20 protein-coding genes are annotated in these 26,742 nt (G+C 64.5%); 4 read left to right on the top strand and 16 right to left on the bottom strand.

Annotated elements, in window-relative coordinates; all coding sequences use genetic code 11:
* Positions 1–6: 6 nt before the first annotated feature.
* The 6 genes from IG197_RS24295 to IG197_RS24270 form a co-directional block, all read right to left on the bottom strand.
* Entirely contained in the window at positions 7–2,349 is a 2,343-nt protein-coding gene (locus tag IG197_RS24295; RefSeq protein ID WP_192315426.1) for an SEL1-like repeat protein, read from the bottom strand.
* Between the two features lie 44 nt (positions 2,350–2,393).
* Complete coding sequence (locus IG197_RS24290; RefSeq protein WP_192315424.1) at positions 2,394–4,577, bottom strand: tetratricopeptide repeat protein; 2,184 nt, start codon at positions 4,575–4,577, stop codon at positions 2,394–2,396.
* Between the two features lie 165 nt (positions 4,578–4,742).
* On the bottom strand, positions 4,743–6,638 hold the full coding sequence (locus IG197_RS24285) for a hypothetical protein (RefSeq protein WP_192315422.1): 1,896 nt from the start codon (positions 6,636–6,638) through the stop codon (positions 4,743–4,745).
* Entirely contained in the window at positions 6,635–9,109 is a 2,475-nt protein-coding gene (locus tag IG197_RS24280; RefSeq protein ID WP_192315420.1) for a phosphotransferase, read from the bottom strand. The genes IG197_RS24285 and IG197_RS24280 overlap by 4 nt, the downstream gene beginning before the upstream one ends.
* Complete coding sequence (locus IG197_RS24275; RefSeq protein ID WP_192315419.1) at positions 9,106–9,942, bottom strand: family 16 glycosylhydrolase; 837 nt, start codon at positions 9,940–9,942, stop codon at positions 9,106–9,108. Before IG197_RS24275 ends, IG197_RS24280 begins: the two co-directional genes overlap by 4 nt.
* A gap of 158 nt (positions 9,943–10,100) precedes the next feature.
* Positions 10,101–10,274, bottom strand: a complete 174-nt coding sequence (locus IG197_RS24270; protein WP_192315417.1) for a hypothetical protein — start codon at positions 10,272–10,274, stop codon at positions 10,101–10,103.
* A gap of 194 nt (positions 10,275–10,468) precedes the next feature.
* On the opposite strand from IG197_RS24270, the gene IG197_RS24265 reads away from it, so the two are divergent.
* The gene (locus IG197_RS24265; protein ID WP_192315415.1) at positions 10,469–11,536 is read left to right on the top strand and encodes a GNAT family N-acetyltransferase; all 1,068 of its coding nucleotides are present in this window, start codon (positions 10,469–10,471) and stop codon (positions 11,534–11,536) included.
* A 58-nt stretch (positions 11,537–11,594) separates the two neighbouring features.
* On the opposite strand, the gene IG197_RS24260 is transcribed toward IG197_RS24265, so the two are convergent.
* Both IG197_RS24260 and IG197_RS24255 read right to left on the bottom strand, forming a co-directional pair.
* The gene (locus IG197_RS24260; RefSeq protein ID WP_210346885.1) at positions 11,595–12,635 is read right to left on the bottom strand and encodes a hypothetical protein; all 1,041 of its coding nucleotides are present in this window, start codon (positions 12,633–12,635) and stop codon (positions 11,595–11,597) included.
* Positions 12,636–12,789: 154 nt separating this feature from the next.
* A complete protein-coding gene (locus IG197_RS24255) occupies positions 12,790–13,131 on the bottom strand; it encodes a hypothetical protein (RefSeq protein ID WP_192315411.1) in 342 nt (113 codons plus the stop codon).
* Between the two features lie 743 nt (positions 13,132–13,874).
* Between IG197_RS24255 and IG197_RS24250 the strand changes: the two genes are divergently transcribed.
* From IG197_RS24250 to IG197_RS24240, 3 genes are read left to right on the top strand one after another with little or no spacing between them, the layout of a single operon-like run.
* Entirely contained in the window at positions 13,875–14,678 is an 804-nt protein-coding gene (locus IG197_RS24250; protein ID WP_246765235.1) for a glycosyltransferase family 2 protein, read from the top strand.
* 10 nt (positions 14,679–14,688) lie between these two features.
* A complete protein-coding gene (locus IG197_RS24245) occupies positions 14,689–15,633 on the top strand; it encodes a glycosyltransferase family 2 protein (protein ID WP_192315409.1) in 945 nt (314 codons plus the stop codon).
* The gene (locus tag IG197_RS24240) at positions 15,630–17,717 is read left to right on the top strand and encodes a polysaccharide deacetylase family protein (protein ID WP_192315407.1); all 2,088 of its coding nucleotides are present in this window, start codon (positions 15,630–15,632) and stop codon (positions 17,715–17,717) included. The genes IG197_RS24245 and IG197_RS24240 overlap by 4 nt, the downstream gene beginning before the upstream one ends.
* Before the next feature lie 36 nt (positions 17,718–17,753).
* Here IG197_RS24240 and IG197_RS24235 read toward each other — a convergent pair whose 3' ends face one another.
* The 8 genes from IG197_RS24235 to IG197_RS24200 form a co-directional block, all read right to left on the bottom strand.
* Positions 17,754–18,518 (bottom strand): GGDEF domain-containing protein, encoded by a 765-nt coding sequence (locus IG197_RS24235; RefSeq protein WP_192315405.1) that lies wholly within the window; start codon positions 18,516–18,518, stop codon positions 17,754–17,756.
* Positions 18,519–18,641: 123 nt separating this feature from the next.
* Positions 18,642–19,901: an FAD-binding oxidoreductase gene (locus IG197_RS24230; protein WP_192315403.1), complete on the bottom strand. Its 1,260-nt coding sequence runs from the start codon at positions 19,899–19,901 to the stop codon at positions 18,642–18,644.
* Between the two features lie 28 nt (positions 19,902–19,929).
* On the bottom strand, positions 19,930–21,420 hold the full coding sequence (locus IG197_RS24225; RefSeq protein ID WP_154386362.1) for a M81 family metallopeptidase: 1,491 nt from the start codon (positions 21,418–21,420) through the stop codon (positions 19,930–19,932).
* A gap of 161 nt (positions 21,421–21,581) precedes the next feature.
* Complete coding sequence (locus IG197_RS24220; RefSeq protein WP_192315401.1) at positions 21,582–22,937, bottom strand: serine hydrolase; 1,356 nt, start codon at positions 22,935–22,937, stop codon at positions 21,582–21,584.
* A 70-nt stretch (positions 22,938–23,007) separates the two neighbouring features.
* Complete coding sequence (locus IG197_RS24215; protein WP_192315400.1) at positions 23,008–23,997, bottom strand: ABC transporter ATP-binding protein; 990 nt, start codon at positions 23,995–23,997, stop codon at positions 23,008–23,010.
* The gene (locus IG197_RS24210) at positions 23,994–24,947 is read right to left on the bottom strand and encodes an ABC transporter ATP-binding protein (RefSeq protein WP_192315398.1); all 954 of its coding nucleotides are present in this window, start codon (positions 24,945–24,947) and stop codon (positions 23,994–23,996) included. The genes IG197_RS24215 and IG197_RS24210 overlap by 4 nt, the downstream gene beginning before the upstream one ends.
* 2 nt (positions 24,948–24,949) lie before the next feature.
* The gene (locus IG197_RS24205; RefSeq protein ID WP_192315396.1) at positions 24,950–25,801 is read right to left on the bottom strand and encodes an ABC transporter permease; all 852 of its coding nucleotides are present in this window, start codon (positions 25,799–25,801) and stop codon (positions 24,950–24,952) included.
* Positions 25,798–26,724, bottom strand: a complete 927-nt coding sequence (locus IG197_RS24200; protein WP_154386365.1) for an ABC transporter permease — start codon at positions 26,722–26,724, stop codon at positions 25,798–25,800. Before IG197_RS24200 ends, IG197_RS24205 begins: the two co-directional genes overlap by 4 nt.
* Positions 26,725–26,742 lie beyond the last annotated feature (18 nt).

The raw sequence follows: 26,742 nt of genomic DNA, 5'->3' as shown, positions 1-26,742 counted from the left end.
CGTAATCTAGAACGCGTAGGACAGGACGTCCCCGGCCTGGCTGCTCATCGGGCCAAAGCGGCAGGCATTGGGCAGCGACCTGGCCGCGCAAAAGCGGCTGACCGCGCGCGTCGTGGAGCCGCTGAGCACGCCGTTGACAGGCCCGTTGTAATAGCCGGCCTGCTTGAGTTGCTGCTGCGCCAGATAGATGTAACCGTTCGGATGGGTCGTCCGCATCATGCGGACCAGCGACTGGCGCTGCTCGGCAGAAAGTTCGTGCATGCGCGCCACGATCGACTGGTAGCCCTTGGTGTCATTTGCGGCGGCGGCAAACAGCATCTCCTCGACGAGGCGATCGCCGCGCGACAGCCATGGCGACACGCCTGTCATCAGCTGCTCGGCGCGTTTGGCATCGGCCTTGATGAAGGTGGTGCGGCCATAACGGCGGCCGTCACGATAGTAGCTGATCAGATGACGCGCCGCCGCGACGTTGCCGGTGCCGGCTGCCTGTTCAAGCAGGGCTACGGCTGCCTTGGCGTCACGCTTGGTGCCCATGCCGTAAAGCATGGCGTCGGCGAGCGCGGTCGCAGCATCGTCCAGACCCGTTGCTTCGGCCTCACGCAAGGCGGCAACTCCGTCGGCCGGCTTGCCCGCATTGCGCAACAGGCTTTCCGACAGCGCCGAGCCGAGGATGAGCAGCCCGTAAGCATCGCCTGCCTCGGCCGCCTGGCGATAATAGCCGGCGGCCTTCTTGCCGTTGCTCTGCAGCAGCTTGCCTTCGCGATAGAGATCTCCGAGCCTGATCAGCCCTTGCGTCCGCCCGAGCGCCGCCGCCTCGGCATACCAGCGCATTGCCGCCTGAACATCGGGCGGGCCGCCATCGCCCCGGCTCAAAAGGTCGCCCATCACGATATGCGCCTCGGCTTCGCCGCTCTCGGTCGCAGCCTTCACCATAGCCCGGCCGGCAGCGACATCCTGGGCTATGCCTTGTCCGCGCGCCAACATGGCGCCGGCGCGGACGGCCCCAATGACATCGCCGAGCCCGGCGGCCTTGCTGTAATAGTCGAGCGCCTTGGGCAGATCCACGGCAACGGTCATGCCGTCGCTGTAGAAGTCGCCCAGGCGCACCAGCGCCTCCGGTTCGCTCAGACCCGCCGCACGTTCATAGGCTGCAACGGCGCCGTCTGCATCGACGGCACCCGACTGCGGCTCACGCAGCAGGTCACCAAGGCTGATCAGTGCCAGCGGATTGCCCGCATCGGCGAGCCGGCGAACCATGTCGCGCCCACCCGAGACGTCGCGCAACGTACCCAAGCCATGCGCCGTCATCTCGCCGACCCTCAGGGCCGCCCGCGTGTTGCCGGCGTCGGCAGCACGCTGGTAGTAGGCGAACCCCGCGAGAGGATCCTTTGCGACCGGCGCTGGCGTGGCGCCGCTGTAGACATCGCCAAGGAAGCTCAGTGCTTCGGCGTCGTCGCCATCGGCCAGTTCCTTGATCGACGCCAGTCCGCCCTCGACGTCCTGCCGCGTGCCCTGACCACGGAACGTCAGTTCGGCGACGCGCAGCCTGCCGACCTGCTGACCGGCCTCGGCAGCCTTTTCGTAATACCCGAACGCCTTGGCATAGTCGGGCTTGCCGGCGCGGCCACTGCCGAAGAGATCGCCGAGGCGCAGCAATGCGTCGGGATGCCCGAGTGCGGCTGCCTTGGCATAGGCTGCCTCCGCCCCTGGCATGTCGGGCACGCCGGCATCGGCATCGCTCATCAGGTCGCCCTGGGAGACCAGCGCATAGATGTTGCCGCGATCGGCAAGCGACCGCACCAGCGCCAGCCCGGCTGCGCTGTCCCTGGCGATACCTTGGCCGCGCGCCAGCATCTCGCCGCTGCGCAGGATGCCGGTTTCGTTGCCGGCCGCGGCGGCACGGCGGTAGTAGTCATAGGCGCGCGGCAGGTCGAGCGGAATCGCCCTGTTGTCGGCATGGCTGTAGAGGCCGCCAAGCGAGGCGAGTGCTGCGCCGTCGCCGGCCGATGCCACCTCCTCGATGGCCAAAAGCCCAGCGCTGATGTCGCGTTCGGTGCCTTCGCCCAGCACGCGCATTTCACCGACGCGGAGCCGCGCCGCAGCACTGCCGGCATCCGCCGCCTGGCGGTAATAGTCGAACGCCTTGGCCGGATCGCGGTTGGCGTTGTCGGCATTGCTGTAGAGATCGCCGAGCCGCAACAAGGCGTCGGCGTTGACCGCACGCTCCCGGGTAACAGCGCCTGGCGTGGCCGGCGCGCCCGCGTCGGGCGCGGTTTCCGCCGACAAGGCGGTACTCGCCGAAAGTGCGGCGAACACCGTCATCAGAGCCACATGGCAGATACGCGACAATGCCAACTCCCTGACTGGCGCCTGGCAAGCGGCGCCAGCAAAACTTAGTTCTGCACATCTCCCGCTGAAGCCGCCGGATTCTCCGCGTCGACTGCCTTCAGATAATATTCGGCCGCCTTGCCACCGTCGGCCGGAACGCCTTTGCCGTCACGGTAGAGGTCACCGAGCCTGAGCAAGGCATCGGCGCGTCCCTTCCGGGCCGCATTCTCATAGGCCGCGACAGCGGCAGCACCATCGACCGGCCCGACCGCGCCAGACAGATGCAGGTCGCCAAGCACGACATAGGCGTAGGGATCGCCTGCGACGCCGACCTGCCTGACCAGATCGAGACCGGCCGGAATGTCCTGGCGCGTGCCTTCGCCGCGTGCGGTCATCTCGCCCTGACGCAGCCTGCCGGTCTCGTCGCCGGCCATGCCGGCGCGGCGGTAATAGTCGAACGCCTTGGCGGGATCGGCTGGTATCGTCCCGCCTAACCGATAGATGTCGCCGATGCGCACCAGAGCATCAGGACGCCCCAGCGCCGCTGCCTTCTCATAGGCCAGCACGGCTTCCGTCGCGTCGACCTTGCCGGTCGAGCCGTCGGCCAGAAGGGCGGCCAGCGACATCAGCGCCTCGCCATTGCCGGCATCCGCCACCGCCTTGACCATCTGCAGGCCGCCTACGACGTCCTTTGACGTCCCTTGTCCGCGCACCTTCATTTCGCCGGCACGGACGGCGCCCATCACGCTGCCGGCCTCGGCAGACTTGCTGAAATAGTCGAACGCTGTCACCGGATTGGCCGGCAGCAGTCCGCCTATGCCGCGCTGGTAAAGCCCGCCGAGCAGGTTCATCGCATTGGCATCGCCTTCGTCGGCGAGCGAGTTCATCTGCGCCAGGCCGGCGGCGACATTGCGGTCGGTGCCCTGTCCGAGAACCGTCATTTCGCCGACGCGCAGCTTACCGGCCAGATTGCCGGCCCGCGACGCCCTGACATAATAGGCGAATGCCTTGGGTGGGTCGGAGGCGATCGCGCCGTTGCGGCTGTAGAGATCACCGAGCCTGACAAGTGCGTCGCTGTGGCCGAGCGACGCCGCCTTTTCATAGGATGTGACGGCAGCGGCAAGGTCGACGGGGGCGACCGCCGCATCGCTGAGCAAATCGCCGAGCGCGATCAGCGCAAAGGTATCGCCATGATCGGCAAGACCGGTCAGCATCGCCCGCCCAGCCTGATAGGACTGAGCAGTGCCGCGTCCCCGCGCCAGCATCTCGCCGGTGCGCAGGATTCCGGTCTCGTCGCCGCTGTCGGCGGCGCGGCGGAAATAGCCGAAGGCCTTGCCGAGATCGATGGCAATGACACCGCCATCGGCGCGGCTGTAGAGTGAGCCGAGCAGGACGAGCCCTGCCGGGTTGCGCGTGCGCGCCACCACCTCTTCGATCATCGCGAGCCCGGCCTGGACGTCCTGCGTCGTGCCCTGGCCGGTAGCTGTCATCTCGCCGACGCGCAGCTTGCCGACGTCGTAGCCAAGGTTGGCGGCCTTGCGGTAATAGTCCAGCGCCTTGTCCGGCTCCATCGCGACCATGCCCTGGGCGCCGGGGCGATAGAGGTCGCCAAGCAGCACCAACGCCTCGGGATTGCCGGCATCGGCGAGTGCTGCGATCATCGCCAGCCCCTTGCCAGTGTCGCGCGCAACACCTTGCCCGCGCGCCAGCATCTCGCCGACACGCAGCTTGCCGTCAGCGTTGCCGGCCTTGGCGGCCTGGTCGTAGAACAGATAGGCGCGCCTGGCGTCGGCCGCGACCACCCTGCCCTCGCGATAAAGGTCGCCGAGCCGCATCAGGGCTTCCGAGCTGCCCATATTCGCCGCCTGCAGGTAAAGCTTCGATGCCGCGAACGGATCGGCCGGCGCGTCCTTGACGACGCCGATCAGGTCGGACGGTGAGATGACTGCGTAGATCGCGGCGGGACGGCCTGGGTTGTCGAGGCCTCGATAATAAGTAAGTGCGGCTTCCGCCGCCGCGGCCGTGGTCTTGCCGTCGCGGTAGAGGTCGCCCAAGGCGATGTAGGACGCCGCAAGCGCAAGAACAAAGCCATCCCGGCTGTCTGCGCTGGGCTTGGTGGCCTGGATTGCCCGGGGTACATCAGGGGACGCGAAGCCCAGCGCCGGCAATGTTGGAGCCTGTCCGGCGGGACTGGCTTCAGCACTTCCCGACACAACAACGCTGGCAACCAACAACCAGCCGATACGCATGGGCCCAAGCTCCCAACAGCGCTGGCGCATCCAGGATGCGCCGCAGCTAATATGAAACAGTCAATGCATTTTTCCGGCAAGAGCATTCTTGAGCAGCACCGTTCACGAAGCCGTATCCTCCGATGTGTCCGGCCGCTTCTTCATGTTCATACTTCGCCGCCTTCATTACTTGATCCACTCGCCCATCCCGATTCCCTGGTCGTTTGGCGCAAAGACGCTCGCGTCGGCCGTGGCGCGCACCAGGCGGAAGCGCGCCGAGCCGCGCAAGGCTTCTTCGATCGCGTCGAGCGAGCCTTTCGGCATCACGCCGAGATCGTCGATGTAGGCCTTCTGGCTGCGCGTGATGATGATGAAGGCGGAGCCTGCCGGCACCGCCCGCAACCAGTCCCCGAGCTCGGTAGCCGGATCGGCGAGAACCGCTGAAATGGATTGCTTGCTCTCGTTGGAGATCGGCACATAGGTGAAGTTCTCGTAGTTCATGAACTGCTCGGGATAGTTGGGCGCGCCTTCGACAAGCACCGAACCGGCCGGCGCGTTCCTGTAGAGCCATTCCGACGCCTCCACTTCGGCCCGTGAGAAGGTGTATTGGCGGTCCTTGCCGTTGTTGGCGAGAACGAAGGCGACTGAGAGCACGGCGCCGAACGTGCCGATGGCAAAGCGCGCTATGGCGTCGCGTTGCGTGCCCGACCACGGGAAGAACAGTGCCGCGGCAAAGAAGGCTAGGAACGGCAGCGCGAAGAGATAGACGCGGAACACGATCTCGCCGCCATAGGAGGTGGCAACGATCATGAAGGCTGGAGCCAGCGTCAGCACGATGGCCGGACCGTCGCGGAACCCCGCCACGAGCCGGCGCAGACCGCCGAGGACCGCCGCCAACGCGATCGCACCGGTCAGCGCTCGCGACGCCAAGGACACCACCACCTGTCCTTCACTGACGATCGAGGTATCCACCAGGCGCTCGCTGATCTCGTTCGAGGTGTCGCCGAAACGCTGGACCAGCTCGGGCAGGACCGAGGACATGTAGCCGTCGGCGTAGAACAGCAGCCATGTGACTTCGACGAGGCCGGCAAAGACGAGGTAGCCAAGGCTCAATTGTCCGATGACCCAGAGGCCGCCAAGGGCCATGAGCACGACTATCGGCGTGAGCGGGTGGGTCGCCGTGATCATCACGATCAGCGCCATGGCCGCCAGTGAGGCTACGGCACGCAGTTTTGGCGGGACGGCCAGCGTCACCGGCGGCTGGCCACGCGAGACGAAGGCGAAACAACGGCCGCAAAACTTGGAAAAGCCACGCCCGTTCGGGTCGGCCCAGCCGGGCACGATCCTGAGCGGTCCGACACAAAGCGCGACCAGCATGAGATAGAACAGGAAGGCGACGCCCTGCGGCGAAAAATAGTCCTGGCCGATCCAGTTGCCGATGACGAACAGCCAGACCCCGCCCCACACCAGCCGTGGGTCGGCGGTGAAGCGGCGATAGATCTGCGGCAGTACCAACACATAGAGCAGGTTAAGCGCCGGCGGCGAAAAGCGGGCGATGTCAGCCAGTTGGATCGGTTTGATGTCGAACAGGTTGGCGATCGCGGCGCAGAAGACGAACAGGCCGGGCCAATTGGCGTAGGTGGCAAGGAATGGCGCCTTCGGATCGATCTGGCCGTGCCGCTGGGCATAGTCGACGACACCGACATGTTTCCAGGCCCAGGCGTAACGCAACTCGTCATAGACGATGGCCGGGGTGCCATGAAGCAGCAGCACCAGCATGACGATCATCAACAGCGGCATCCGCGTCTCGCAGACGCCGCGCCTCAGGCTCAAGGCAAAGCCGAGGCCGACGGCGGCATAGGCCACCCAGATGATGCCTGGCAGGACAGAGATCAGGCCATAGTCGTCGACACCGGCAGGATCGGTGACGAACAGGACGGCCAGCCACAAAGCAAAGGCCAGGCAAAGACAGATCGACGCGAGGTTGAACGGCGCTGTCGAGACACGGCCAGCATCCGCCAGGGGCGGCGCCTTCAGCGCCGGCGACATGGCAAGACTGGATTCCCGCGGCATCACATTCATATTGCGCCTCCATCGGTGGAGACGATCCTAAGAACACGATCGACATTTGACGCAATCCAAAGCCGGCCGACGCCCGAATGCGCCGGGCGCCGCGCCCGCTCGCTAACCTGATGCAGCCAGACGAGGCCGACCATGGCACGGATCGCCGCGCCATCACCGCTCCAGTCATCGTCCCCGTCCGAGCCGATGCCCAGCCACTGCCGCTCGTCGTTGCGCCACTCCGGCGTCCACAAGAGATCGGCAACGGCCGCGCCGAGCGGCTCGCTGCTGGTTATCATGCGCATGGCGACAGCCAGACCGCAGCCGTCGAAGCCACGTGGCGTGTTGGATCGCGCATTGCCCCATTCCAGCAGGCTGGCAAGTCGGGCGGCACTGCCCTGCCCCGAGGCGAAGTTCAGGTTTTGCGGCCAAAGATCGCCATGGCACCAGCCGAGACGCACCTGGCGACCGAGCCAGTAGCGCCGCTGCTGGCCAACGAAACGTTCTATCGCCCGACGCCGTGCTGCTGCCAACATCGTCGATCCGCCGAGCTGCGCGAGCTTTGCCGCCGGACGTTCGACCCATTCGTGGAACCAGACGTCGTCGATGGTCCGCATGGCAGCTGTCTGGCCGTGCAAGATGGCCACGGCCTTCGCCGCGGCTTCGAGGCCCGTCTGCCGCTCGGACGCGTCGCGCAGCAGCACCCGCCCATCCGTCCCAGGTGCCATCGCCTCGATGCAATCGACGGCTCCGCCGATACGGGTGACTGACAGCCTCGTCGGCAACATCGGCCACAGCGCCTGAAGACGCGTATCCGCGTGCAGCAGGTCGAGATTGTCAACCAGGCGCTCGAGATAGGCGGCGGCGATCGGGTTGCGCGCGCTTCGGAGAACGGCATAAGTGCCTTGCGACCGAACGGGCGCGTGCCGCACCGCCTCGTCCAGCACCGGGTCCCCGAGATAGACGATGTCAGTTCCTTCGGGTCCATGCTCGGATTTCAGCGCATGCCAGCCTGAGGCAGCGGAGCTGCCGGTCTTTGCCAGGAGCGGCCGGAGCTCGGCGTCACCAGGAACGGCAATGCCGTCGTTGCGGCCGAAAGGCAGGAACTGGGCCGAGAGCGACTTCAGCGAAGCGGCAACCGCCAGACCCCAGTCGTGCATGCTGTAACGGCGGCTGGTGACAAGGGCGAGCGCGCCGACGCCAAAGGTGACCGCCAGCATTGCCAGCAGCCAGGCATGCGCCATCCCGATCGGGCCTTCACTGCGCACCAGAACCGCACCCGCGCCGAGTGCGATGACCAGCGTGGCAAATTCGGCGGCCGCCACCGAACGCATCCAGCCCTTGGTGCGGGCGATCGACAGATAGATCGAGAGCACGGCGGAAACGACGCTGGCAAGGGTGAACACCCTGAGGATCGATGCACCTTCGGTGGCGTAGGCCGCACCGAACACCGACATGATCGGATGGGCAAACACCAGCATCAGCGCGGCGAGGCCGAGCAGCGGCAGCACCGACATCACAGCCGCATCCGCCGCCAGCGAGCGCAGCCGGCCCGCGTCGCTGGCGCCCTCGGCGAGCAGCGACAGCCCCATCGAGCTGCCGACATAATAAAGCGAGGTGAAGATCGTCCAGGCGACGAAAAAGCTGGCGCTTTCGGCAGCGCCGACGAAGTTGAGCACGACCAGCGGTGTCGCCGTCCAGGCCACCATCATCGACACCGAGCCGATGTAGTCCCAGCCGAAGAAGCGCGCCATGGCGCGGCGGTCAATCAGATTGGCATGGCCGGTTCCGGCTTGCGCCTTGGGCACGAGACGCTTGAAAATCAACAGGTTGACGGCAAGTACGAAGACCAGCACAGGAGCTGTCCATGACAGCGCGATGGCTTCCCAGCCGAGCCCCGCAAGCGCCAGCGGAATGAGCATGGCGATCTTGACGATCTGGTAGATGGTCTTGGAGACCGGCACCCAGATCGACTGGCGCAGGCCCGACAGCGCACTGTCCTGCAGCGCGAACACCGACCAGACGGCGACGGTCGCCACGAACCACAGGATGACGCCCGCGCTCTCGGTCAGCACGTCGAGCTTGGGCATGAAGGCGCCGACGACCAGCAGGAAGACGATAGCGACGACGACCGAGGCGATGAAGGACGTGGCGTAGGCGAACAGGATCAACCGGCCGGCGCGGCCGCCGACAGTCGGCACGAAACGAACCAGCAGGTTGCCAAAATTGAGCTGGGCAGCGTTGGACAGGTTGACGATGGTGGCGGTGATGGCGCCGCCGAGACCGATCGCCTCCTGCGAACAGTAACGCGCCGCCAGGAACCAGAACGCCAGCCCCAGCACCGCACTCAGGCCGCTGTTGGCGATCAGCGCGTAGCCGTTGCGCATCAGCGACGAGCCCATCAGCGCCTGCGGGATGAGCGATCGCCAACCACTGCCGCCCGCCTGTGCCGTGGGCTCTCGGTGCCGCAGGGTGGGCGGGTGCGCGGTCATGACCCGGCACGCCGCCAGACACGAACATAGTCGATCAGAAAATCGGCCGGGAATTTGGTCCTGGCGTCAGGCGACCCCGGCCAGTTGCCGCCGACGGCCAGGTTGATGAGCAGGTACATCGGTTCCTGCGAGATGCCGTCTGGCTTGGTGTAGCGCCACATCTCCTTGCCATCGAGATACCAGACGACGGCATCCTTGCGCCATTCCAGGCCATAGGCATGCCAGTCGGCCGAAAGGTCGACCACCTTGGCGTTCTTGCCCTCGCTCTTCCAGTCCTTCTTCTTGTCGAGATAATGCAGGTGCATCTCGTAGACGTCGGGCGCATGACCCAGGACTTCGAGGATGTCGATTTCCGGACGCGGCTCCTGCGTCGATGGCAGAAGCCAGATCGCCGGCCACAGCCCTTTGCCCCTGGGAATCTTGGCGCGGATTTCGAAATAACCGTACGTCGTGGCGAAGCGGTCTGGCTTGGCGCGCTCGAGATAATCACGCCCCGTGGTCACCATGCCCGACGTGTAGTCGAAGGTGCGCCCTTCATGGCCGGTCACCGTCTCCGGCCGCGCCGTCAGGCGCAGCACTCCATCGGCGACGCTGACATTGTCGGGCATGTACCACTGCAGTTCGTTGTTGGCGAGATTGGTACAGCCGTCCTTGTCCCACCAGTAGCAGCGGGTCCACTTGTCGCGATCGAGCTTGGGCTGGTCGAACTCTTCGGTGAAGATCCGCTCCCATTGCCCCTTGATCAGTGGCGGCTCGACGCCTTGCGCCAAGGCGCTCGAATGCCCAAACCACCAGGCGCCCGCCAGCGCCACGCCCCACAACCCCTTACCCATGCACCAACCCGATAGGCCTGAACACACTGGCTCGTCGCGATAGGGGGGTGCCGGCCGTTGCCTGCGTGGTTCCGCGAAAGGCGGTTCGCGCGCATTGCCGGTTACCCGGAAATCTGTCGCTTACGATCTGTTAACTAGGACGGTTGCCAGACGCCGCGTCAAGCTGTTTCACCGCGTTCGGTAAATGACATGGCCCATTCCAGCTCATATCCAAGATCATGTTCTGGGATTTTCCACGCATCGACTTGTTTGTCGAAATAGCGGCTATCTGTCCGGAATGCTTTATTTAAGTGGCTTTGACTTTGATTGGCGTTTTGGAGATTGTTTTCCATCACGAAGAAATAACAAAATTGTGATACACAATATCTTTATGGCATTGCGGTAACCGTTTCTGAACAAAAGCGAATCCGAAAAGCAACTCCGGGGTTGCAAAGGTAGTGATATCTCACAAAATCTGCGACATTGGGTGGAAAGTGGGAGGCTTCTGACGGATACCGATCCGACAAATTTTGGGAGCGCACAAGACGTGCACGCTGCGGCGAGCACGCCGGCGGTTTTCGACGTGCAGAGCCCAGCGCCGCGCGACCTCTGGCATTGCCTGATGCTCGCCGATCCCGAAGCCCTGCCCTACCAGTCGCCGGCCTGGCTCGACAGCCTTTGCGCCCTCGGCAAATACCAGGACGCCAGCCGCGCCTACCATTTTGCAGGCGGGCACCACTACGTGCTGCCGATGGTGCGCAACAGGCATCTGCCAGCCCGCCTGTCGGTCGCGGAGTCGATGCCTTATGCCTGGGGCCGCGGCGGCGTGCTCTCATCGCTGGTGCCCAAGGTCGAACATTTGCGCGCCATATTCGAGGATCTGGCGAAGCTGCCTTATCTCAGGATCTCGGTAAGGCCCAATCCGCGCCATGCCCATCTGTGGGCCGCCGCAGCACCTGCCCATGTCACCTCGGTGCCCGGCCTCGCCCACATCCTCGACCTCGATGGCGGCTTCGATGCCGTCTGGTCGACACGCTTCAAGAAGACGACACGGACGCGGGTGCGCAAGGCCGAACGCGGTGGCATCGTCGTCGAGCGCGACACCACCGGCAAGCTGGTGCCCGTCTTCCACCAGCTGCTGCGCACATCCTTCGACCGCTGGGCCGACAAGCAGCACGAACCGCGCATGCTGGCACATCTGCGTGGGCGCAAGCGCGATCCGATGGAAAAATTCAGCTCGATCGCCCGGCATTTCGGCGAGGCCTGCCGCATCTGGGTCGCCTGGGTCGACGGCAAGCCGGCGGCGGCCGCTTTCGTGCTGCAATATGGCAACGTAAATGATGCCCGCGGCGCGATCGACCGCCATGCACTGGGCAGCTCAGGCGCCAACGACCTGATCCAGAAACTCGCCATCGAAGAGGCCTGCCACAGCGGCTGCCGCTACTACCATTTCGGCGAGACCGGCGCCTCGGCCTCGCTTGCGCACTACAAGCAGCGATTTGGCGCGACCCCACACGCGCACGCCGAATACTTCCTGGAAAAGCTGCCGATCACCGCCGTCGACGCCCGCGTGCGGCACGCGGCGAAATGGACGATCGGCTTCAAGGATACCTAGAGTTCTGTCCGGACGGAAAACGCTGTACAGTTCTCCTGGAATCGCTATGTCCTGCCCCTCAGCCAGGGAACGCCAACAGCAGCATCCTTTGCGCGATCAGGTAGAATGCGGCGGTGAGCAGCAGCACCGGCACCACCTCGAACCAGAGCGGCCAGCGCGAGCGGCCAGGGCGCAGGCTGGCGACTGAAACCTGCCGGATCGCCAGCGCGGCAATCGCCGAAACGGCAGCAACGAGCCCGGTCCGATAATTGCCGGCCACGTCTTCGGCGCGGAGCTGATCTTCCTCAATCTCGGCGCGCAGCTGCAACTGGCCGTCGGCGTCCACCGCCTCCGGCAGCCGCAGCCTGACGGCCTTGACCGACGGATGTCCGAGCAGCGCCTCGCGGAAACGCTCGAGCACATCGGGATTGTAGGGATCGCCCTGCCTGAAGGGCTGCAGGCGGCCCAACTCGTCTTGCCTGAGACCGACAAGGCCACTGTAGGCGACGGCGCCAAACCGCGCCGACGCCCCCGGCTCGACGACGATACGGACTGTCGCCAGCGCCCGCCCCGGGATCGGCAGCAACTCGCGTTCGGTGACGCGGACAAACGGGTAGGATGCAGTGCGAAGCCGCCACAAAACTTCGTCTTCGAGGGTCGCCAGAAGATCGCCGCGTGCTGGCTTGCCGACCGCCTCCATCATCTGTCGGGAAACGTCGTCGCGCACCGTATCGGTGGCAACGTCTTGGAGACCGTCGACCTCGACCATGCCGACACGGAAAATCGGGCCGGTGACCGGCTTGAGCGTGACCTTGTCGGAAGTGCCCGCGTCATCGGCAGCATCCGGCATCTCGACCCGCGCGTGGAGATAGCCCTGGCCGCGGATCAGCTCTTCCAGCCGGTGGCGTTCGGCTTCGACGAAGGGTTGCCAGCCTTTTGCGTCCCCTCCTTCTGCTGCGCGCTCGAGCTCGGGAGCGTTCAACGCGGCGCGCAACACACCGTCAAGCGTGTCACTGGACGTCGTCTCGAGTTCGATCGAGGGAAACTCTGCGGCGACGGTCGGACCGGCAAACAGCGATAGCATCGCCAGCCAAGCCAGCGTCGCCACGATGGCCGGCAAGAAAAATGCGCTTCGCTGGGCGTCTCGCGTTCTCACTCATCCTAAATACACCGCAACCGCGCACGCTGGAAATAGCCCTTAGATGTCCAGGCCCATGGAGGTTGCGTGCGCGGCCACCACGCGAGCGGATCGCCCGACACGGTGCAGCTCGCGCCTACTTCTTGTCGGAATCGTGCTCGGAACTGGGAGACGTTTCGCCCTCGTCACGACCGATCCTGCCGACGACGAGGGAGCCGCCGAGGGGCTGGCGTCGTAGCCGCGTCTCGGCCACGACCTTGTCCATCTCGGCCTTGATTTCAGCCAACGTAGCCAGCGCTTCGTCCTCCCAGCGCTTCAACTCAGGATCAGGCGTGCCCGACGCGGCCTCAGCCGTGGCCCGCGCTTCGCGTACGGTCAGGTAGTCCTTGTAGGCCTCGTCCCACTTGCGGGTCAGGAGAACCCAGTCGTCGAAAGCATCGGGGGCAGGAGGAGTTTCGGGTCGCTGTGGGCTAGGCAAGTTTGGTCCTCGAACAATCGGGCGCACGGAACATGTCACAGGCGCTGTGTCCGAACGCCGCTGATCGTGCTGGTGGCCCCCGCCTCCTGATTTCCTCCCAACCTAACATGAACGCCCCGGCCCGTCATTCAACCACAGGCTTTATCTCAGCGGTTGCTAACAGACATATGTATGAATGTTGCGATTTCGCCGCACCGGCGCCAGGCGGCGGCAAGATCACGCTTTTCATGCTGATCACAATATTGCGAACGGTTCGTGCACGGCATGGCCGCGTGCAACCATCACGGGACTGCAGCGTGCATCTCGCCCAGGAACACCCCATTCAGCCGAGACTTCGAATGAAAGGATTTAATATTAAAGCACCACCTAATACGACGCGCATGAATTGATGTATGCCTGTCGCAGAGCGCCCGCCAACCCGTTCGCAGCAGTTTAATTCAGATGAACATCTGTTCTTCTAATAATAAACATCAATGTGGAAAGTTCATACAAATCCACATCTACCAACAGAGCCAATAGCGTCGAAATTTCACACGAATACTACATATGGTTTACAAAAACTTAATGTATGGTAAATTACATATCGGCGAGTGGGGCTAACAAGACACTTGCGTCCAGATTTTTGATCGGTAACGACCTCCCTGCGAAGTTGTGCTCGTCAGGCTGTGCTGTGCTGCGTCTGTAACATTTGGTTCGCGTCGTCATTGGATATGCCGCACCTACTTTGGGTTGGAGTAACCAGTATGACGGCGGCAGCATTTCCGCATCGGCCTGCAATGGAGGTCTTCAAGCTGGCAGGCTTGGCGACCAGCGGCACCCCGCGCATCAGTGTGGTGGTCCCGGCGAAGAACGAGGCCAAGAACCTTCCTCATGTCCTGCCGCACATCCCTGCATGGGTGGATGAGGTCATCCTGGTCGACGGCAACTCGACCGACGACACGATAGACGTAGCAAGGTCGCTTCTACCCGACATCGTCGTGCTGCAGCAGGATCGGCGCGGCAAGGGTGCTGCCCTGCGCACCGGCTTCAACGCCGCCAAGGGTGACATCATCGTCACGCTCGACGCCGACGGCTCAGCCGATCCCGGCGAGATTCCGGCCTTTGTCGGTGCGCTTCTGGCAGGTGCCGATTTCGTCAAGGGCTCGCGCTTCATGCAGGGCGGCAACACCACCGACATGGAATGGTATCGCCGGCTCGGCAACTGGGGCCTGCTGACGCTGGTGCGCATTCGCTTCGGCGGCAAGTTCACCGACCTTTGCTACGGCTACAACGCCTTCTGGCGGGACGTGCTTCCCTATCTTAACATCGAGGACGCGACAGGTTTCGAGATCGAGACCGAAATGAACGTCCAGGCGCTGCGCGCCAACCTCAATGTGTTCGAGGTGGCGAGCAAGGAGTTCCCGCGCATCCATGGCGTCAGCAACCTGCGCACCATTCCCGATGGTTGGCGGGTGCTGAAGACGATCGTTCGCCTTGGCGTCTCCCGCCCGGCACGACCGGCCGTCCCGCCCCGCAGCACGACCGGACAACACCAACCCAGCGTCTAGGCCAGCGATCATGACGGCGTCGGCGACTTCGGTATCAGTCATCATCTGCGCCTACGCCGACAACCGTCGCGAACAGCTTCATCGCGCCATCGCCTCGGTGCTCGCCCAGCGCAGCAAGGCGACCGAGATCATCGTGGTCATCGACCACAACATGCCGCTGTGGGCTTTTTTCTTCGCCACCTATCCGGCCATCACCGTCATCGTGAACGAAGGCGCGCGCGGCCTTTCGGGTGCCCGCAACACCGGCGTCAGGCGGGCGAGCAGCGAAATCCTGGCCTTCCTCGACGACGACGCGGTCGCCGCCCCCGATTGGCTGGAAAAGATGCTGCCGCATTATCGCAACCCCTCGGTCATCGGCCTGGGCGGCCGCGTGCAGCCGATGTGGCAGGTCGATCGTCCGCGCTGGTTCCCGGAAGAGTTCCAGTGGGTTGTCGGCTGCAGCTATCGCGGCCAGCCCGAAAAGGTCGAGCCGGTGCGCAATCCCATCGGCTGCAACATGTCGTTCCGCCGCAGCATCGTCGAGTTGACGGGGGGGTTCCGCGAAGGCATCGGCCGCACCGCGGCCGATGCTGCCGGCTGCGAGGAGACGGAGCTTTGCATCCGCGCACTCCAGGCCATTCCCGGCTCGCTCATCCTCTACGATCCTGATATGAGCGTGCACCATCAGGTCACCGCCGAGCGTGCCGCCTGGGGCTACTTCCGCAAGCGCTGCCTCGCCGAAGGTCGTTCCAAGACGCAGGTCGTCAACGCCGTGGGCGCGCTGGACGGATTGTCCAGCGAACAGCGCTATGTCATGCGCGTCCTGCCGGCAGGCGTTCTGCGTGGGCTTGGCGATGCGATGCTGAAGTTCGACATGTGGGGGCTTGCCCGCGCGGCCGGCATCTTCTTCGGCCTTGGCTACACGACGATGGGTTATGTCGGCGCCCGCTTGAGCCGCCCACGGAGGCAAGCATGAGCGTGCCCGAGTTTCACCCGATCAAGATCCTCGACGTCGACGTCTGCCGGCCGATGAACGATGTGCCGATGTTCGACGCGGCAACCGACCAGCGCTACGGCGGCGTCTTCTGTCTCATTCGCCGTCAAGGCCGTCCGGTGACGATCATGGAGTTCGATTTCGACGAGGACGTGCTGACGACGTTCGAGCTGCGCCGCCGCATCAGCGAGAACCAGGCGGTGCAGGACAGCACGTTCCAGCACGACGCGCCGCTGCCCAGGAAGGACGGGCCGTTCGCCAGCGTCGTCATCGCCACGCGCGATCGCGCCGAAAGCCTGGCGCGATGCCTCGATTCACTGCTGCTCCAGACCTATCAGCCCTTCGAGATCGTCGTCGTCGACAATGCGCCGTCCTCCTCGCAGACTGCTGATCTGATCGCCCGGCGTTACGGCGGTGCGCGCGCGGTGCGTTATGTCAGGGAAGACGTGCCGGGCCTTGGCCGCGCCCACAATGCCGGGCTTGCCAACCTGTCGTCCGAGCTGGCGCTGTTCACCGACGACGATGTCGTCGTCGACCCCAACTGGGTGGCGGCGATGGCCGCAAATTTTGACCGCGACGGCCGGGTCGGCTGCGTCACCGGCCTGATCCTGCCGGCAGAGCTCGACACACGCGCGCAATTCTGGACCGAGCGCCATGGCGGCTTCGGCAAGGGCTTTGCGCGTAAGGTCTTCGATCTCGCCGGCAACAGGCCGGCGGGGTCGCTTTTTCCCTTCACCGCCGGACAGTTCGGCTCGGGCGCCAACATGGCGTTCAGGACCGAGGCGCTGCGTCAAATTGGCGGCTTCGATTCAGCGCTGGGCGCCGGCACGCTGGCGCGCGGCGGCGACGATCTCGCCTCCTTCTACGCCGTGGTCCAGGCCGGCTTCCAGCTTGTTTACGACCCGCGTGCGCTGCTTTGGCACCATCATCGCCGCGGCGAGGACGGCATGCGCCGCCAGGCCTTCGGCTATGGAATGGGCCTCGGCGCCTATCTCACTAAGGTCGTCATCGACGAACCGGCGGCAGCCTTGCGGCTGGCGCGCGCCATGCCTGCCGGTATCGCCCACATGGCCGGCCCGACATCGCCCAAGAACCAGCGCCTGCCGGGCGATTATCCGAGCAATCTGGTCTGGCGCGAGAGGCTCGGCATCGCTGCTGGCGTGCCGGGCTATCTGCGCAGCCGCTATGCCGCAGCACGTAGCCCGTCATCCGGCATCGCTCCCTCGGCAAACGGGCACGAGGTCGCCTTCAAGGGAGGATCGACAGCTATGCGCCCATCCGTGCCTATCCTTGTTTATCACAGCATCGACACCAGCTGTGCTGCGCCCTACCGGCGCTGGATGATGCTGCCCGACGATTTCGAGCGCCACATGCAGGTGCTGGCCGAAGGCGGCTTCCGCCCGGTGACGATCTCGGCGCTGGCGACGATCTTCAGGGAAAAGCGACCTTTGCCGCCGCGCACCGTCTGCATCACCTTCGACGACGGGCTGCAGGATTTTCTCATCGGCGCCATGCCCATTCTGGAACGCCACGGTTTTGCCGCGACGCTCTATGTCGTCTCTGGCTTGGTCGGCAAGACCAGCCAGTGGCTTGCTTCATCTGGCGAAGGCGACCGGCCGATGCTCGGGTGGGGTGATCTGCGCGCGCTGGCCTGCGAAGGCATCGAAATCGGCGCCCATACAGTCAGCCATCCGCAGCTGGACATCCTGTCGGCCAGCGATGCCGCACGCGAGATACATGACAGCAAGCTCGCCCTCGAACACGGCCTGAAGCGGCCGGTGCACAGCTTCGCCTACCCGCATGGTTATTCGAGTCGCACCACGCGCGCGCTGGTGCGCGGCGCCGGCTTCACCTCGGCGTGCCGGGTCAGGCATGCGATGACGACGACGACGGAAGACCCGTACACCTTGTCGCGCATCGTCATGACCAGCGAGATCGGGCCAGCCGAATTGCGCCGTATGCTAACCCAGCCGGTGCTGCCGGTGGCGCCGCCGGCCGACCGGCTGGTGGCTTCTGGCTGGCGCATGGTTCGCCGCTTCCAGCATATGGCACATGCCGGCAGCTAGGATCGAGTTGCAGAGCAATCGGAACGACAAGGCTGTTCAGGCGGCAGCCAGCTTGCCATCGGCTTTGACGATACGGTCGCGACCATTGGCTTTGGCGAGATAGAGGTTCCTGTCGGCGGCCAGGAGAAGCGCATCGAGGCTTTGGCCCCGCTGGTGTTTCGATACGCCGATGCTGACAGTGACCTCGCGGCCGCTCATGCCGACGATGGCTGATATCGCCTTGACCTTGCGCCGCAGGCGTTCGCACACCAGCGTTGCCTGGTCCTCGCCGGCACCCACCAGCAGCACGACGAATTCTTCACCGCCCAGCCGCCCGGCAATATCCCCAGCGCCAATGCTCGAAGCCAGCGCCGCGCCGATTTCCTGCAGCACGGCATCGCCCATGGCGTGACCCTCGCGGTCGTTGATCGCCTTGAAATGATCGGCATCGATAAAGAGCAGCATTCCGGCGCCCTTGCCATCTGCGTGGTCACTGACGATCTGCCTGGATTGAAGCAGGAAGGTTCGCCTGTTCAGCAGGCCGGTCAGGTCATCGAGGCGATTGGCCCGGTCGAGCTCGGCCGCAAGCTCGACCAGCCTGGCGCTGCGGCCCATGAAGAAATAGGACAACGGCCCCGCCACGGCGACAACGATCAGGCTTGTCAGCACGAGGTCGAGCAGCAGCCGGTCCGAGAAGAAGATCGAGTAGAAGATCAGCGTCAAAAGGTCGGCACCGAGCGTCGCGGTGGCCACGATCACGCAGGACTGCCCCAGCACCGACAGGCCGTTGAACCGTTCAGCGATGCGACTTGCCCCAACCATTCCCTGGCCGCCCTCCCTGTTGCGGCTTGGGATTAGCAGCAATTGGTAAAGACCAGCCTGACTGGCTTTGTTAATTGTTTGTTTCGCTGGGCCTTCGGGTAGGCGACACGGCAGAGATACGTGTCAGCCAAAGCGCTCCATTGCGTAAGGCGCAGGATCGGTGAATGCCTTTTCGCCCGTCATCATTTCGGCGAGCAGGCGTCCGGTGATCGGGCCGAGCGTCAGGCCGTGGTGGTTGTGGCCGAAGGCGAACCACAGCCCCTTGTGCCTGAAGCCCCGGCCGATCACCGGCCTCATGTCGGGCAAGCACGGGCGCGATCCCATCCAGGGTTTTGGCTCGATACGCTGCCTGAGCGGGAAGATCTGGCGCGCCAGAGGTTCTGTCCTGTCGAGTTGGACCGGGCTGGGCCTGCTGCCGCGCGAGGCGAATTCGACGCCGGTGGTCAGCCTGACGCCCTGGGCCATCGGCGCCAGCACGAATCCGCCATCGGCATCGACGACGGGATGATTGAGCAAGGCGTCGCCCTCGGCTTCGAAGTGCACGTGGTAACCGCGCTTCATCACCAGCGGGACCTTGTAGCCAAGCGAACGCGAGATTTTGTCCGTCCAGGGCCCAAGTGCCACGACCGCTTCCGGCGCCTCGAGCCGAGCGCTGCCGGCAGCTATGCTCCACCCTGCTTCCTCCCGTTGCAGATGAAGCGCATCGCCGCGCAGGAACACCCCACCCCGTTCGACAAAATGACGGGCATAGGCCTTCACCAGTGCGCCCGGATCGGCAACGGTGGCCGGATCGAGCCAGTGCACGGCGCCAACCACGGCATTGGTGAGATGCGGTTCGCGCTGTTGCAGCGCCTTACGGTCGAGGACTTCGTAGTTCAGCCCGAATGGGTGAAGGGCGGTGGCGGCTCCCCGCGCCTGCTCGAAGGTCTTTTCATTTCGATAGACCTCGAGCCAGCCGGCCCGGCGCAGTTGTGGCAATGCGCCGGCCTCCGACATCAGCGCCTCGTGCTCGCTCACCGAGCGCTCGATCAGCGGCTGCATGTCGGCTGCGGCGCGAGCCAACGGCTTGGGCGCCGACTCGCGCCAGAACTGCCACAGCCACGGTGCGATGCGCGGCATCTGCCGCCAGTCGAAACGCACCTCAGTCGACAGATTGAACGCATAGCGCATCAGCTTCGAAAGCTCGCGCGGCGCACCATAAGGCACGACGCTGGAGCGTTCGATCAGCCCGGCATTGCCGTAGCTCGTTTCCTCGCCGGCGTCGCGGCGGTCGACGAGGATGACGGAACGGCCGCGCCGCTGCAGCTGCAGTGCGACCGAAACGCCGATGATCCCGGCACCGAGCACGATGACGTCGGCCTGCTGGATATGTGACTGCGCCATCGGTTTCCTTGCTGTCATTGCCATACACTCAAAGGGTCATGTCGCGGTCGAGCGGGAAGATCGGTCGTGCGACATTGCGATAGGGCATCCTGGAATAGTCCATGGTGCAGAGTGCGCCGCTGTCGCAGACGATGACCTTGCCGGCGATAGGTTCGAAGGCAGCGCGGAAATGCTGCATCGACTTGAGCCCGACCACTCGATGCCGCGCCGGATCGATGCCGAAGGCCCGGAACTGCTGGAGGTCGCGCATCTGCGACGGCTCGGTTACGACCAGCACGGCGATGCCGTCGATCTGCACCACGGCCGTCGGGCCAAACGAGAACTCCAGCCCGCCCAGCTGTTCTCCGTCGCCGATCAGCTTGCCGTCGCTGATGACGAGCAGCTTGCCGGTCACTTCGAGCGGATCGCCGCCGAAGCGCGGATCGGTCTTGCCGCCGAGCCTGAGCTTGACGGTATCGCCGACCGTGGCGCGGTGCAGTTGGTTGGCCGTCTCCGGATCGACGATCGGGCCGAAGCACGCATCATCTACGCCGACATGGAGCAGCGCTCCAAGCAAGGCGGTGGCATCGCCATAGCCGCCGGCGCCGGGATTGTCGGCATAGTCGGCAATGATCAGCGGACGGTCGCCGCGATAGTCATGCGCGATCTCGGCAGCCTGCATCACCGTGTAGAAGGTGTTCAGCACATTGAAGCGGTTGTCCCAGATCTCGTCGGCGATGCCTTCAGCGAAGGTGCGGTGCCGCGCCGGGTCGCCGTCATAGGTGACAAGCACGGTCGGCCCAACCTCGGGAATGTCGGCGTTGGGAAATGCGCCATTGATGCTGACGGCCAGCGCACCAGGCGTCTCTTCATAGGCGCGGGCTCTGGCGATCCACTCGACCATCGGCCCGATATCTGTACGACCGGCATTGGCCTCCTCCAGCATTGGCCGGCGGACCAACAGCGTCTTCGGACGGATCTCGCCGGCCATCGTGCGCTGCAGCAGCTCGCCAGCGTGGTGAGCGATCGCCCGCATGTCAATGTGCGGATAGGTCTTGAACGAGATCAGTATGTCGGCGAGCTCGCACATTTTGGCCGTGACATTGGCATGCGGGTCGAGCGTGACAGCGATCGGCAGGTCCGGCCCGACGACGGCGCGCAGCCGCTCCAGCAGTTCACCTTCGCCATCAGGCGAGAAGTCGGTGACCATTGCTCCGTGCAGGCCAAGCAGGATGCCGTCGATCTTGCCCTTGTTGTCGGCAGCCGCCTTGACGATGGCGCCGCCGATCCGGTCGAAGGCATCGCGCGTCACCGGTCCTGCCGGTTCGGCCGCGGTGCTCAGAACATGCTCGACGGCCCAGCCATATTTGCGGCCGATATCGAGGAAGCCGGCAATCTCGGTGTTCGCGTCGCCCCTGGCACGAATGGCGTCGTCGCCGAACAACACGCCTTCGACGGTAAACGCGTCATAGCCGGTCTTGCGGACGCTGAACGTGTTGGTCTCATGGGCGAATTCTGCGGTCAGAACACGAAAGCTCATTATCGGTCTCCATCTGGTCGTTCAGGCATTTCGAATCGAACAGGCGCACTTGTCCGTTGCGTCCCTCGCCGAGGGATACGCAGCGCCTGATCAGGCTCAGCAGTTGGTTTGACGTGTCAGCAACGGTGGCCTCGCCGGCTGAGCCGCGGCCACCGTTGCGGCTACTCCATGTGGAAGCGCATTTCGCTCACCCGGTCCTCGCTGTCGCGGCTGATCGTCCAGTGCAGGTGATAGCCGCCCATCTCCAGCCGGTAGCGTCGGCCGCCGTCGCCTTCCTGATGGGTGAGTTCGAGCGGAACTCCAGCCACCGCAGCGCCGCTTGCCGCGATCTGCTCGAACCAGCCGTTGCTCCACAGGCGCCAGGCCTCTTCGCCAAAGCTCTCGCGCGGCGCACGGCGCTCGACGATGGCCTGCAGCAGCTCGTGGTCGCGCCTGGTCAAAGCTTCGTTGCCGTCGGCGATCGGTTCGTAGGGTGCGAGCGCCGGATCGACGATGCCGGCGATCTTCTGGCCTATCCGGGCGACCTGGGCCTCGTCAGTGTTGCCGAGCACGCAGACCGACAGCTTGCGCGCCGGGAAGCGAGCGATCTCGGCGCGGAACCCGTCCCAGGTGCCGCCATGCCGGATCTTGCGATGACCGCGTATCGTGGAATTCTGCCAGCCCAGCGCATAATTGTTGAACGACGGCTGGCCGTTCTTCATCAGCACCGGCTCGGACACCAGCGCGATGCTTTCAGGGCTCAGCACCGTGGGATTGTCGAGCTCAAGCAGCCAATGGGCGATGTCGCGCGGCGAAAAATAGAGCCCGCCATCGCCGGTGCGCTGCAGTGAAGGCGCCGCCCAGTAGCGGTTTTCCAACTTGCCGTCGCGGATACAGTGGCCGGCGGCGCGGTTCGGCACGATGTCGAACCACGAGGCCTCGCGCGCCGTAGCCATGCCGATCGGCTCGAACAGCCGTTCGCGCAGGAGCTCGTAATAAGGCTTGTTCGAAACACGGGCGACAACCAGCCCGGCCAGGATGTAGCCGGTATTGCTGTACTGATAGCCCTCGCCCGGTCGGTACATGAACGGCGAACGTCGGGCGAGGTCGATCAGTTGCTCGTCGCTATGGTCCTGCCACAGGTTGAGCGGCACGGCGCCACCCTCCCCGCCTTCGCCCGCCGAGAAGGCGATGTCGAAATTGCCGAAGCCGGCCATCATCGACAGCAGGTTGCGGATGGTAATGCCGGACCAGCTTTCGGGCCCTTCCGGAATATAGCGGATCAACGGGTCGTCGAGCTTGATGTGGTCGTCCTGAAGCAAAAACATCACCGCCGCCGCGGTGAACATCTTGCCGGTCGAGCCGGAATGGAAAACGGTATCGGGCGTCACCGGCACCTGGTTCTCGACATTGGCAAGGCCATAACCTCCGAGATGCACGATCTCGCCATCATGGACGATGGCGACGCCGAGGCCGGGAACCTGACTGTTGTCGATTTCCGACTGCAGGTAGCGGTCGAGTTCTCCGGTGTAGCTCATGCTGATTTCCTGGTCTTCAAAGTCATCTGCAAACGATTCGAAGCGCCTGAAGCGTCTCGGTGATTGGCGTTCATGCGACCGACCTCTCGTCGATAATCGCGTCGGTTGCGGCGGTGAGCGGATGGTGACAGGCGACCTGATGCGCACCGCCTTGTGACCAAAGCGTCGGCAGCTCGCGGCGGCAGAGATCGGTGACGCGCGGGCAACGGTTGGCGAAGGCGCAGCCGGTCGGCAGGTCGTAGCCGCTGGGGATCTCACCGGCGAGCCGCGTCACCGTACGGCGCCGCTTCGGATCGGGTTCGAAGGTGCTGTCGAGCAGCGCTCTTGTGTAGGGATGCTTGGGCGCCGCGGTGCTCGGCAGCACTTCGACGATGCGGCCGAGATACATGACCAGGATCTGGTCGCAGAAATAGCGCACCAGTCCGAGATCGTGGGAGATGAACAGATAGGTCAGCCCGAGATCCTTGCGCAGCCGCTCCAAGAGCGACACGATCTGCGCCTGCACCGAAACGTCAAGTGAAGCCGTCGGCTCGTCGAGCACCACCAGCGACGGGTTGAGCGCCAGGGCACGTGCGATGCCGATACGCTGCTTCTGGCCGCCCGACAACTGATGTGGATAGCTTGCCGCCAGCGCGCTGTTCAGACCGACCATGTCGAGCAGCGATGCGACGGTCTCATCGGCGGATCTTGGCATTGCGCCCTGGACGCGGAACGGTTCGAGCAGCGCGTCCCGGATCGAGTAGCGTGGATCGATCGCCGAATAGGGATCCTGGAACACCAGTTGCATGCGCTGGCGCAGGCGACGCATGTCTTGCCGCGACAGCGATGCCATGTCGACACCGTCGAACGTGACCTGCCCCTCGCTGGGCGTGATCAGGCGCAGCACCAGCCGCGCCAGCGTTGACTTGCCGCAGCCGGACTCGCCGACGACTCCGAGGATCTGACCTTTCTTCAACGCGAAAGAAACGTTGCTGACGGCATGGAACGTCTTGCGCTTGCGCAACAGCCCGCCATCACTGAAACGGCGGCTGAGCCCGTTGACGGTGAGAAGATCGCTCATGCTGCCTCCGCTACGTGGCAGGCCACGCCATTGCCGCTGACGCCTATGCGCAGCTCGGGGATCTCGATGCGGCAGCGGTCGGCGACACGGGCGCAGCGCGGATTGAACCTGCAGCCCGGCGGCTGTGCTGCGGCACTCGGGACCACGCCTGGGATGGCGCTCATCGTGCCGCGCGCCATATCGTGCCTGGGGATGCAGCGGATCAGCGCCTGTGTGTAGGGATGACGCGGTTGCGCGAAGAGTGCGTCGACCTCGGCCAGCTCGACCACGCGGCCGCAATACATCACGGCCACCCGGTCGCAGGCCTGGGCGACGACGCCCATGTCGTGGGTGATCAAGATCAGGCCGAGGCCGCGCTGCCGCACCAGGTCGACGAGGATCTGAACGATCTGCGCCTGCACCGTGACGTCGAGGGCGGTGGTCGGCTCGTCGGCGATCAGAAGCTCCGGGTCGCCGGCAAGCGCCATGGCAATGACGATACGCTGTTTCATGCCGCCGGAGAGCTGGTGCGGAAACAGGCCGTAGACCGAGGCGGGATCGGGAATGCGCAGGTCGGCCATCAATTCCAGGCTTTTTGCCCGCGCCGCACTCCGGCCGAGACCGAGATGCAGGCGTGCGGCCTGATCGATCTGCGGTCCGATCCGCATCATCGAATCGAGCGAAGTCATCGGGTTCTGCGTAATCAGCGCGATGCGCCCGCCGCGCAGCCTCCGCATCTGCCGCTCCGGCAGCCCGACGAGATTGGTGCCGTCAAAGCGGATGGTGCCGGCAGCGACCTGGCCGCCGATGCGCGGCAACAATCCCATGATCGCGGTTGCCGTCAGCGACTTGCCCGAACCGGATTCACCGACGATGCCGAGGATTTCGCCACGGTCGACGCTGAGCGTGACCTGGTCGACCGGCGCGAAGGCACCAAAGCTGATGCGCAGCATTTCCAGATCCAGCAGCATCGTTACGCCTCCCTGAACTTCGCGCGGACATCGAGCGCAGCGATCACCGCGTCGCCGAACAGGTTGATGAAGACGACCGTCAGCGCCACGGCGAGACCGGGAAGCAGAATCACCCAAGGCGCAATGAACAGCTGGGCCGTGCCGGAACTCATCATTGCGCCCCAGCTCGGTGTAGGCGGCTGGGCGCCCAGACCGAAGAAGCCGAGAGTTGCCTCGAGAATGATCGCATCGCCGGTTGCCAGCATCGCCGCCACCAGCACCGGCGCCAGCGCGTTGGGCAGGAGATGCGAGAACAGGACGTGGGCGTGGCCGGCGCCCAGACCGATTGTCGCCTCGATGTAGGTTTCGCTCTTCAGCGACATGATCTGGGTTCGCGTCAGTCGGGTGAACTGCGCGAGGTAGGCGATGGCGATGGCGATCACCACGCCTTCCAGCCCGGGCCCGATGATCGCCACCAGCATCAGCGCGATCAGGATTTCTGGGAACGACCATGTCAGGTCGATCACCGTCATGACGATGCGGTCGAAGGTGCCGCCGAAATAACCGCAGGTGGCGCCGAGGACGAGGCCGAGCGCCACGGAGATGCCGATCGCTGTGATGCTGACCGAGAGCGAGGTGCGGGCCCCGGTGATCATCCGCGACAGCACATCGCGTCCGAACTCGTCGGTGCCGAACAGATGCGTCAGCGACGGCGCCTGGTTCATGATGCCCAGGTCCTGCTGGTCGTAGGGATATGGCGACAGCCACGGCGCAAACAGCGCGCCGATGACCAGAAGCAGCAGAAACGCTCCCGATATGCCGCCCTTGAAGGTCGAGACGGCCTTGAGCATTGCCAATGCACGGTGTCTGATCATGCCCGTGCCTCGCGCTGGCGTGGATCCATCGCCGCCTGGACGATGTCGCCGATCAGGGCGCCGATGATGACGGCCATGGCCAGCATGAGAAGACAGCCCTGAACCAGCGGGTAGTCTCGCTGATTGAGCGCCCGGATCAGCAGCGAGCCGAGGCCGGGACGGGCGAAGACATATTCGATCGTCACGGCGCCTCCCAAAACCCAGCCGATGCGCAGGCTGAGGATGGTGACGACCGGAACCATGGCGTGGCGCAGCACATGCCGCAGTTGGATGATGAAGGGCGGCAGCCCCTTGGCGTGCAGCAGTGTCACGAAATCCTGCCTGGAGGTCTCGATCATGGCGATCCGCGTAACGCGGGCCACGAGTGCGATACCGCCGAGGCCGGCGGCGATGGTCGGCAGGATGAGCGAACTCCAGCCGCGCGCGCCCGACACCGGGACCCAGCCGAGCCAGACCGCGAAGACAAGGATCAGCAGCAGGCCGAGCCAGAAGCTTGGCACCGTCGAGCCGAGCAGAATAAAGCCGGTGATCGAGTCGTCGACGCGGGTGCCCTGATAGCTCGCCGCGATCACGCCGGCGGCGATGCCGGTCAGCGTCGAAAACAGTAGTGCTGCGATGCCCAGCTCGAGGCTGTAGGGCAGGTTCCGGGCGATCAGGGCGCTGACCGGGCGCCCCTGGATGATCGAGGTGCCCAGGTCGCCGGTCAGCAGCCGCCCCATCCAGGTGACATATTGCTCGACCAGGCTGCGGTCGAGACCGTACTTCGCCGCAATCTGCAGGCGCTGCTCCGGCGTCGAGCCGGCGCGCATGAGATTGTCGATGGGGTCACCCGGCACCAGATGGATGATGAAGAACACCACCAGTGAGACGACAAAGAAGACAGGCAGCAGCAGGACGAGCCGCCTCAAGGTGAAGCCGATCATGACGTTCTGCCGACCCGC

This window comes from Aminobacter sp. SR38 (genome assembly GCF_014843375.1).
Taxonomy (GTDB): domain Bacteria; phylum Pseudomonadota; class Alphaproteobacteria; order Rhizobiales; family Rhizobiaceae; genus Aminobacter; species Aminobacter ciceronei.
Note: the sequence above shows the minus strand (reverse complement) of the source record. Positions and strands in the feature narration are given on the sequence as shown.

Coding starts and splice junctions, on each gene's coding strand:
- IG197_RS24290 (WP_192315424.1), bottom strand. CDS start 4,577: ATGCGTATCGGCTGGTTGTTGGTTGCCAGCGTTGTTGTGTCGGGAAGT.
- IG197_RS24285 (WP_192315422.1), bottom strand. CDS start 6,638: ATGAATGTGATGCCGCGGGAATCCAGTCTTGCCATGTCGCCGGCGCTG.
- IG197_RS24280 (WP_192315420.1), bottom strand. CDS start 9,109: ATGACCGCGCACCCGCCCACCCTGCGGCACCGAGAGCCCACGGCACAG.
- IG197_RS24275 (WP_192315419.1), bottom strand. CDS start 9,942: ATGGGTAAGGGGTTGTGGGGCGTGGCGCTGGCGGGCGCCTGGTGGTTT.
- IG197_RS24270 (WP_192315417.1), bottom strand. CDS start 10,274: ATGGAAAACAATCTCCAAAACGCCAATCAAAGTCAAAGCCACTTAAAT.
- IG197_RS24250 (WP_246765235.1), top strand. CDS start 13,875: ATGACGGCGGCAGCATTTCCGCATCGGCCTGCAATGGAGGTCTTCAAG.
- IG197_RS24245 (WP_192315409.1), top strand. CDS start 14,689: ATGACGGCGTCGGCGACTTCGGTATCAGTCATCATCTGCGCCTACGCC.
- IG197_RS24240 (WP_192315407.1), top strand. CDS start 15,630: ATGAGCGTGCCCGAGTTTCACCCGATCAAGATCCTCGACGTCGACGTC.
- IG197_RS24235 (WP_192315405.1), bottom strand. CDS start 18,518: ATGGTTGGGGCAAGTCGCATCGCTGAACGGTTCAACGGCCTGTCGGTG.
- IG197_RS24230 (WP_192315403.1), bottom strand. CDS start 19,901: ATGGCGCAGTCACATATCCAGCAGGCCGACGTCATCGTGCTCGGTGCC.
- IG197_RS24225 (WP_154386362.1), bottom strand. CDS start 21,420: ATGAGCTTTCGTGTTCTGACCGCAGAATTCGCCCATGAGACCAACACG.
- IG197_RS24220 (WP_192315401.1), bottom strand. CDS start 22,937: ATGAGCTACACCGGAGAACTCGACCGCTACCTGCAGTCGGAAATCGAC.
- IG197_RS24215 (WP_192315400.1), bottom strand. CDS start 23,997: ATGAGCGATCTTCTCACCGTCAACGGGCTCAGCCGCCGTTTCAGTGAT.
- IG197_RS24210 (WP_192315398.1), bottom strand. CDS start 24,947: ATGCTGCTGGATCTGGAAATGCTGCGCATCAGCTTTGGTGCCTTCGCG.
- IG197_RS24205 (WP_192315396.1), bottom strand. CDS start 25,801: ATGATCAGACACCGTGCATTGGCAATGCTCAAGGCCGTCTCGACCTTC.
- IG197_RS24200 (WP_154386365.1), bottom strand. CDS start 26,724: ATGATCGGCTTCACCTTGAGGCGGCTCGTCCTGCTGCTGCCTGTCTTC.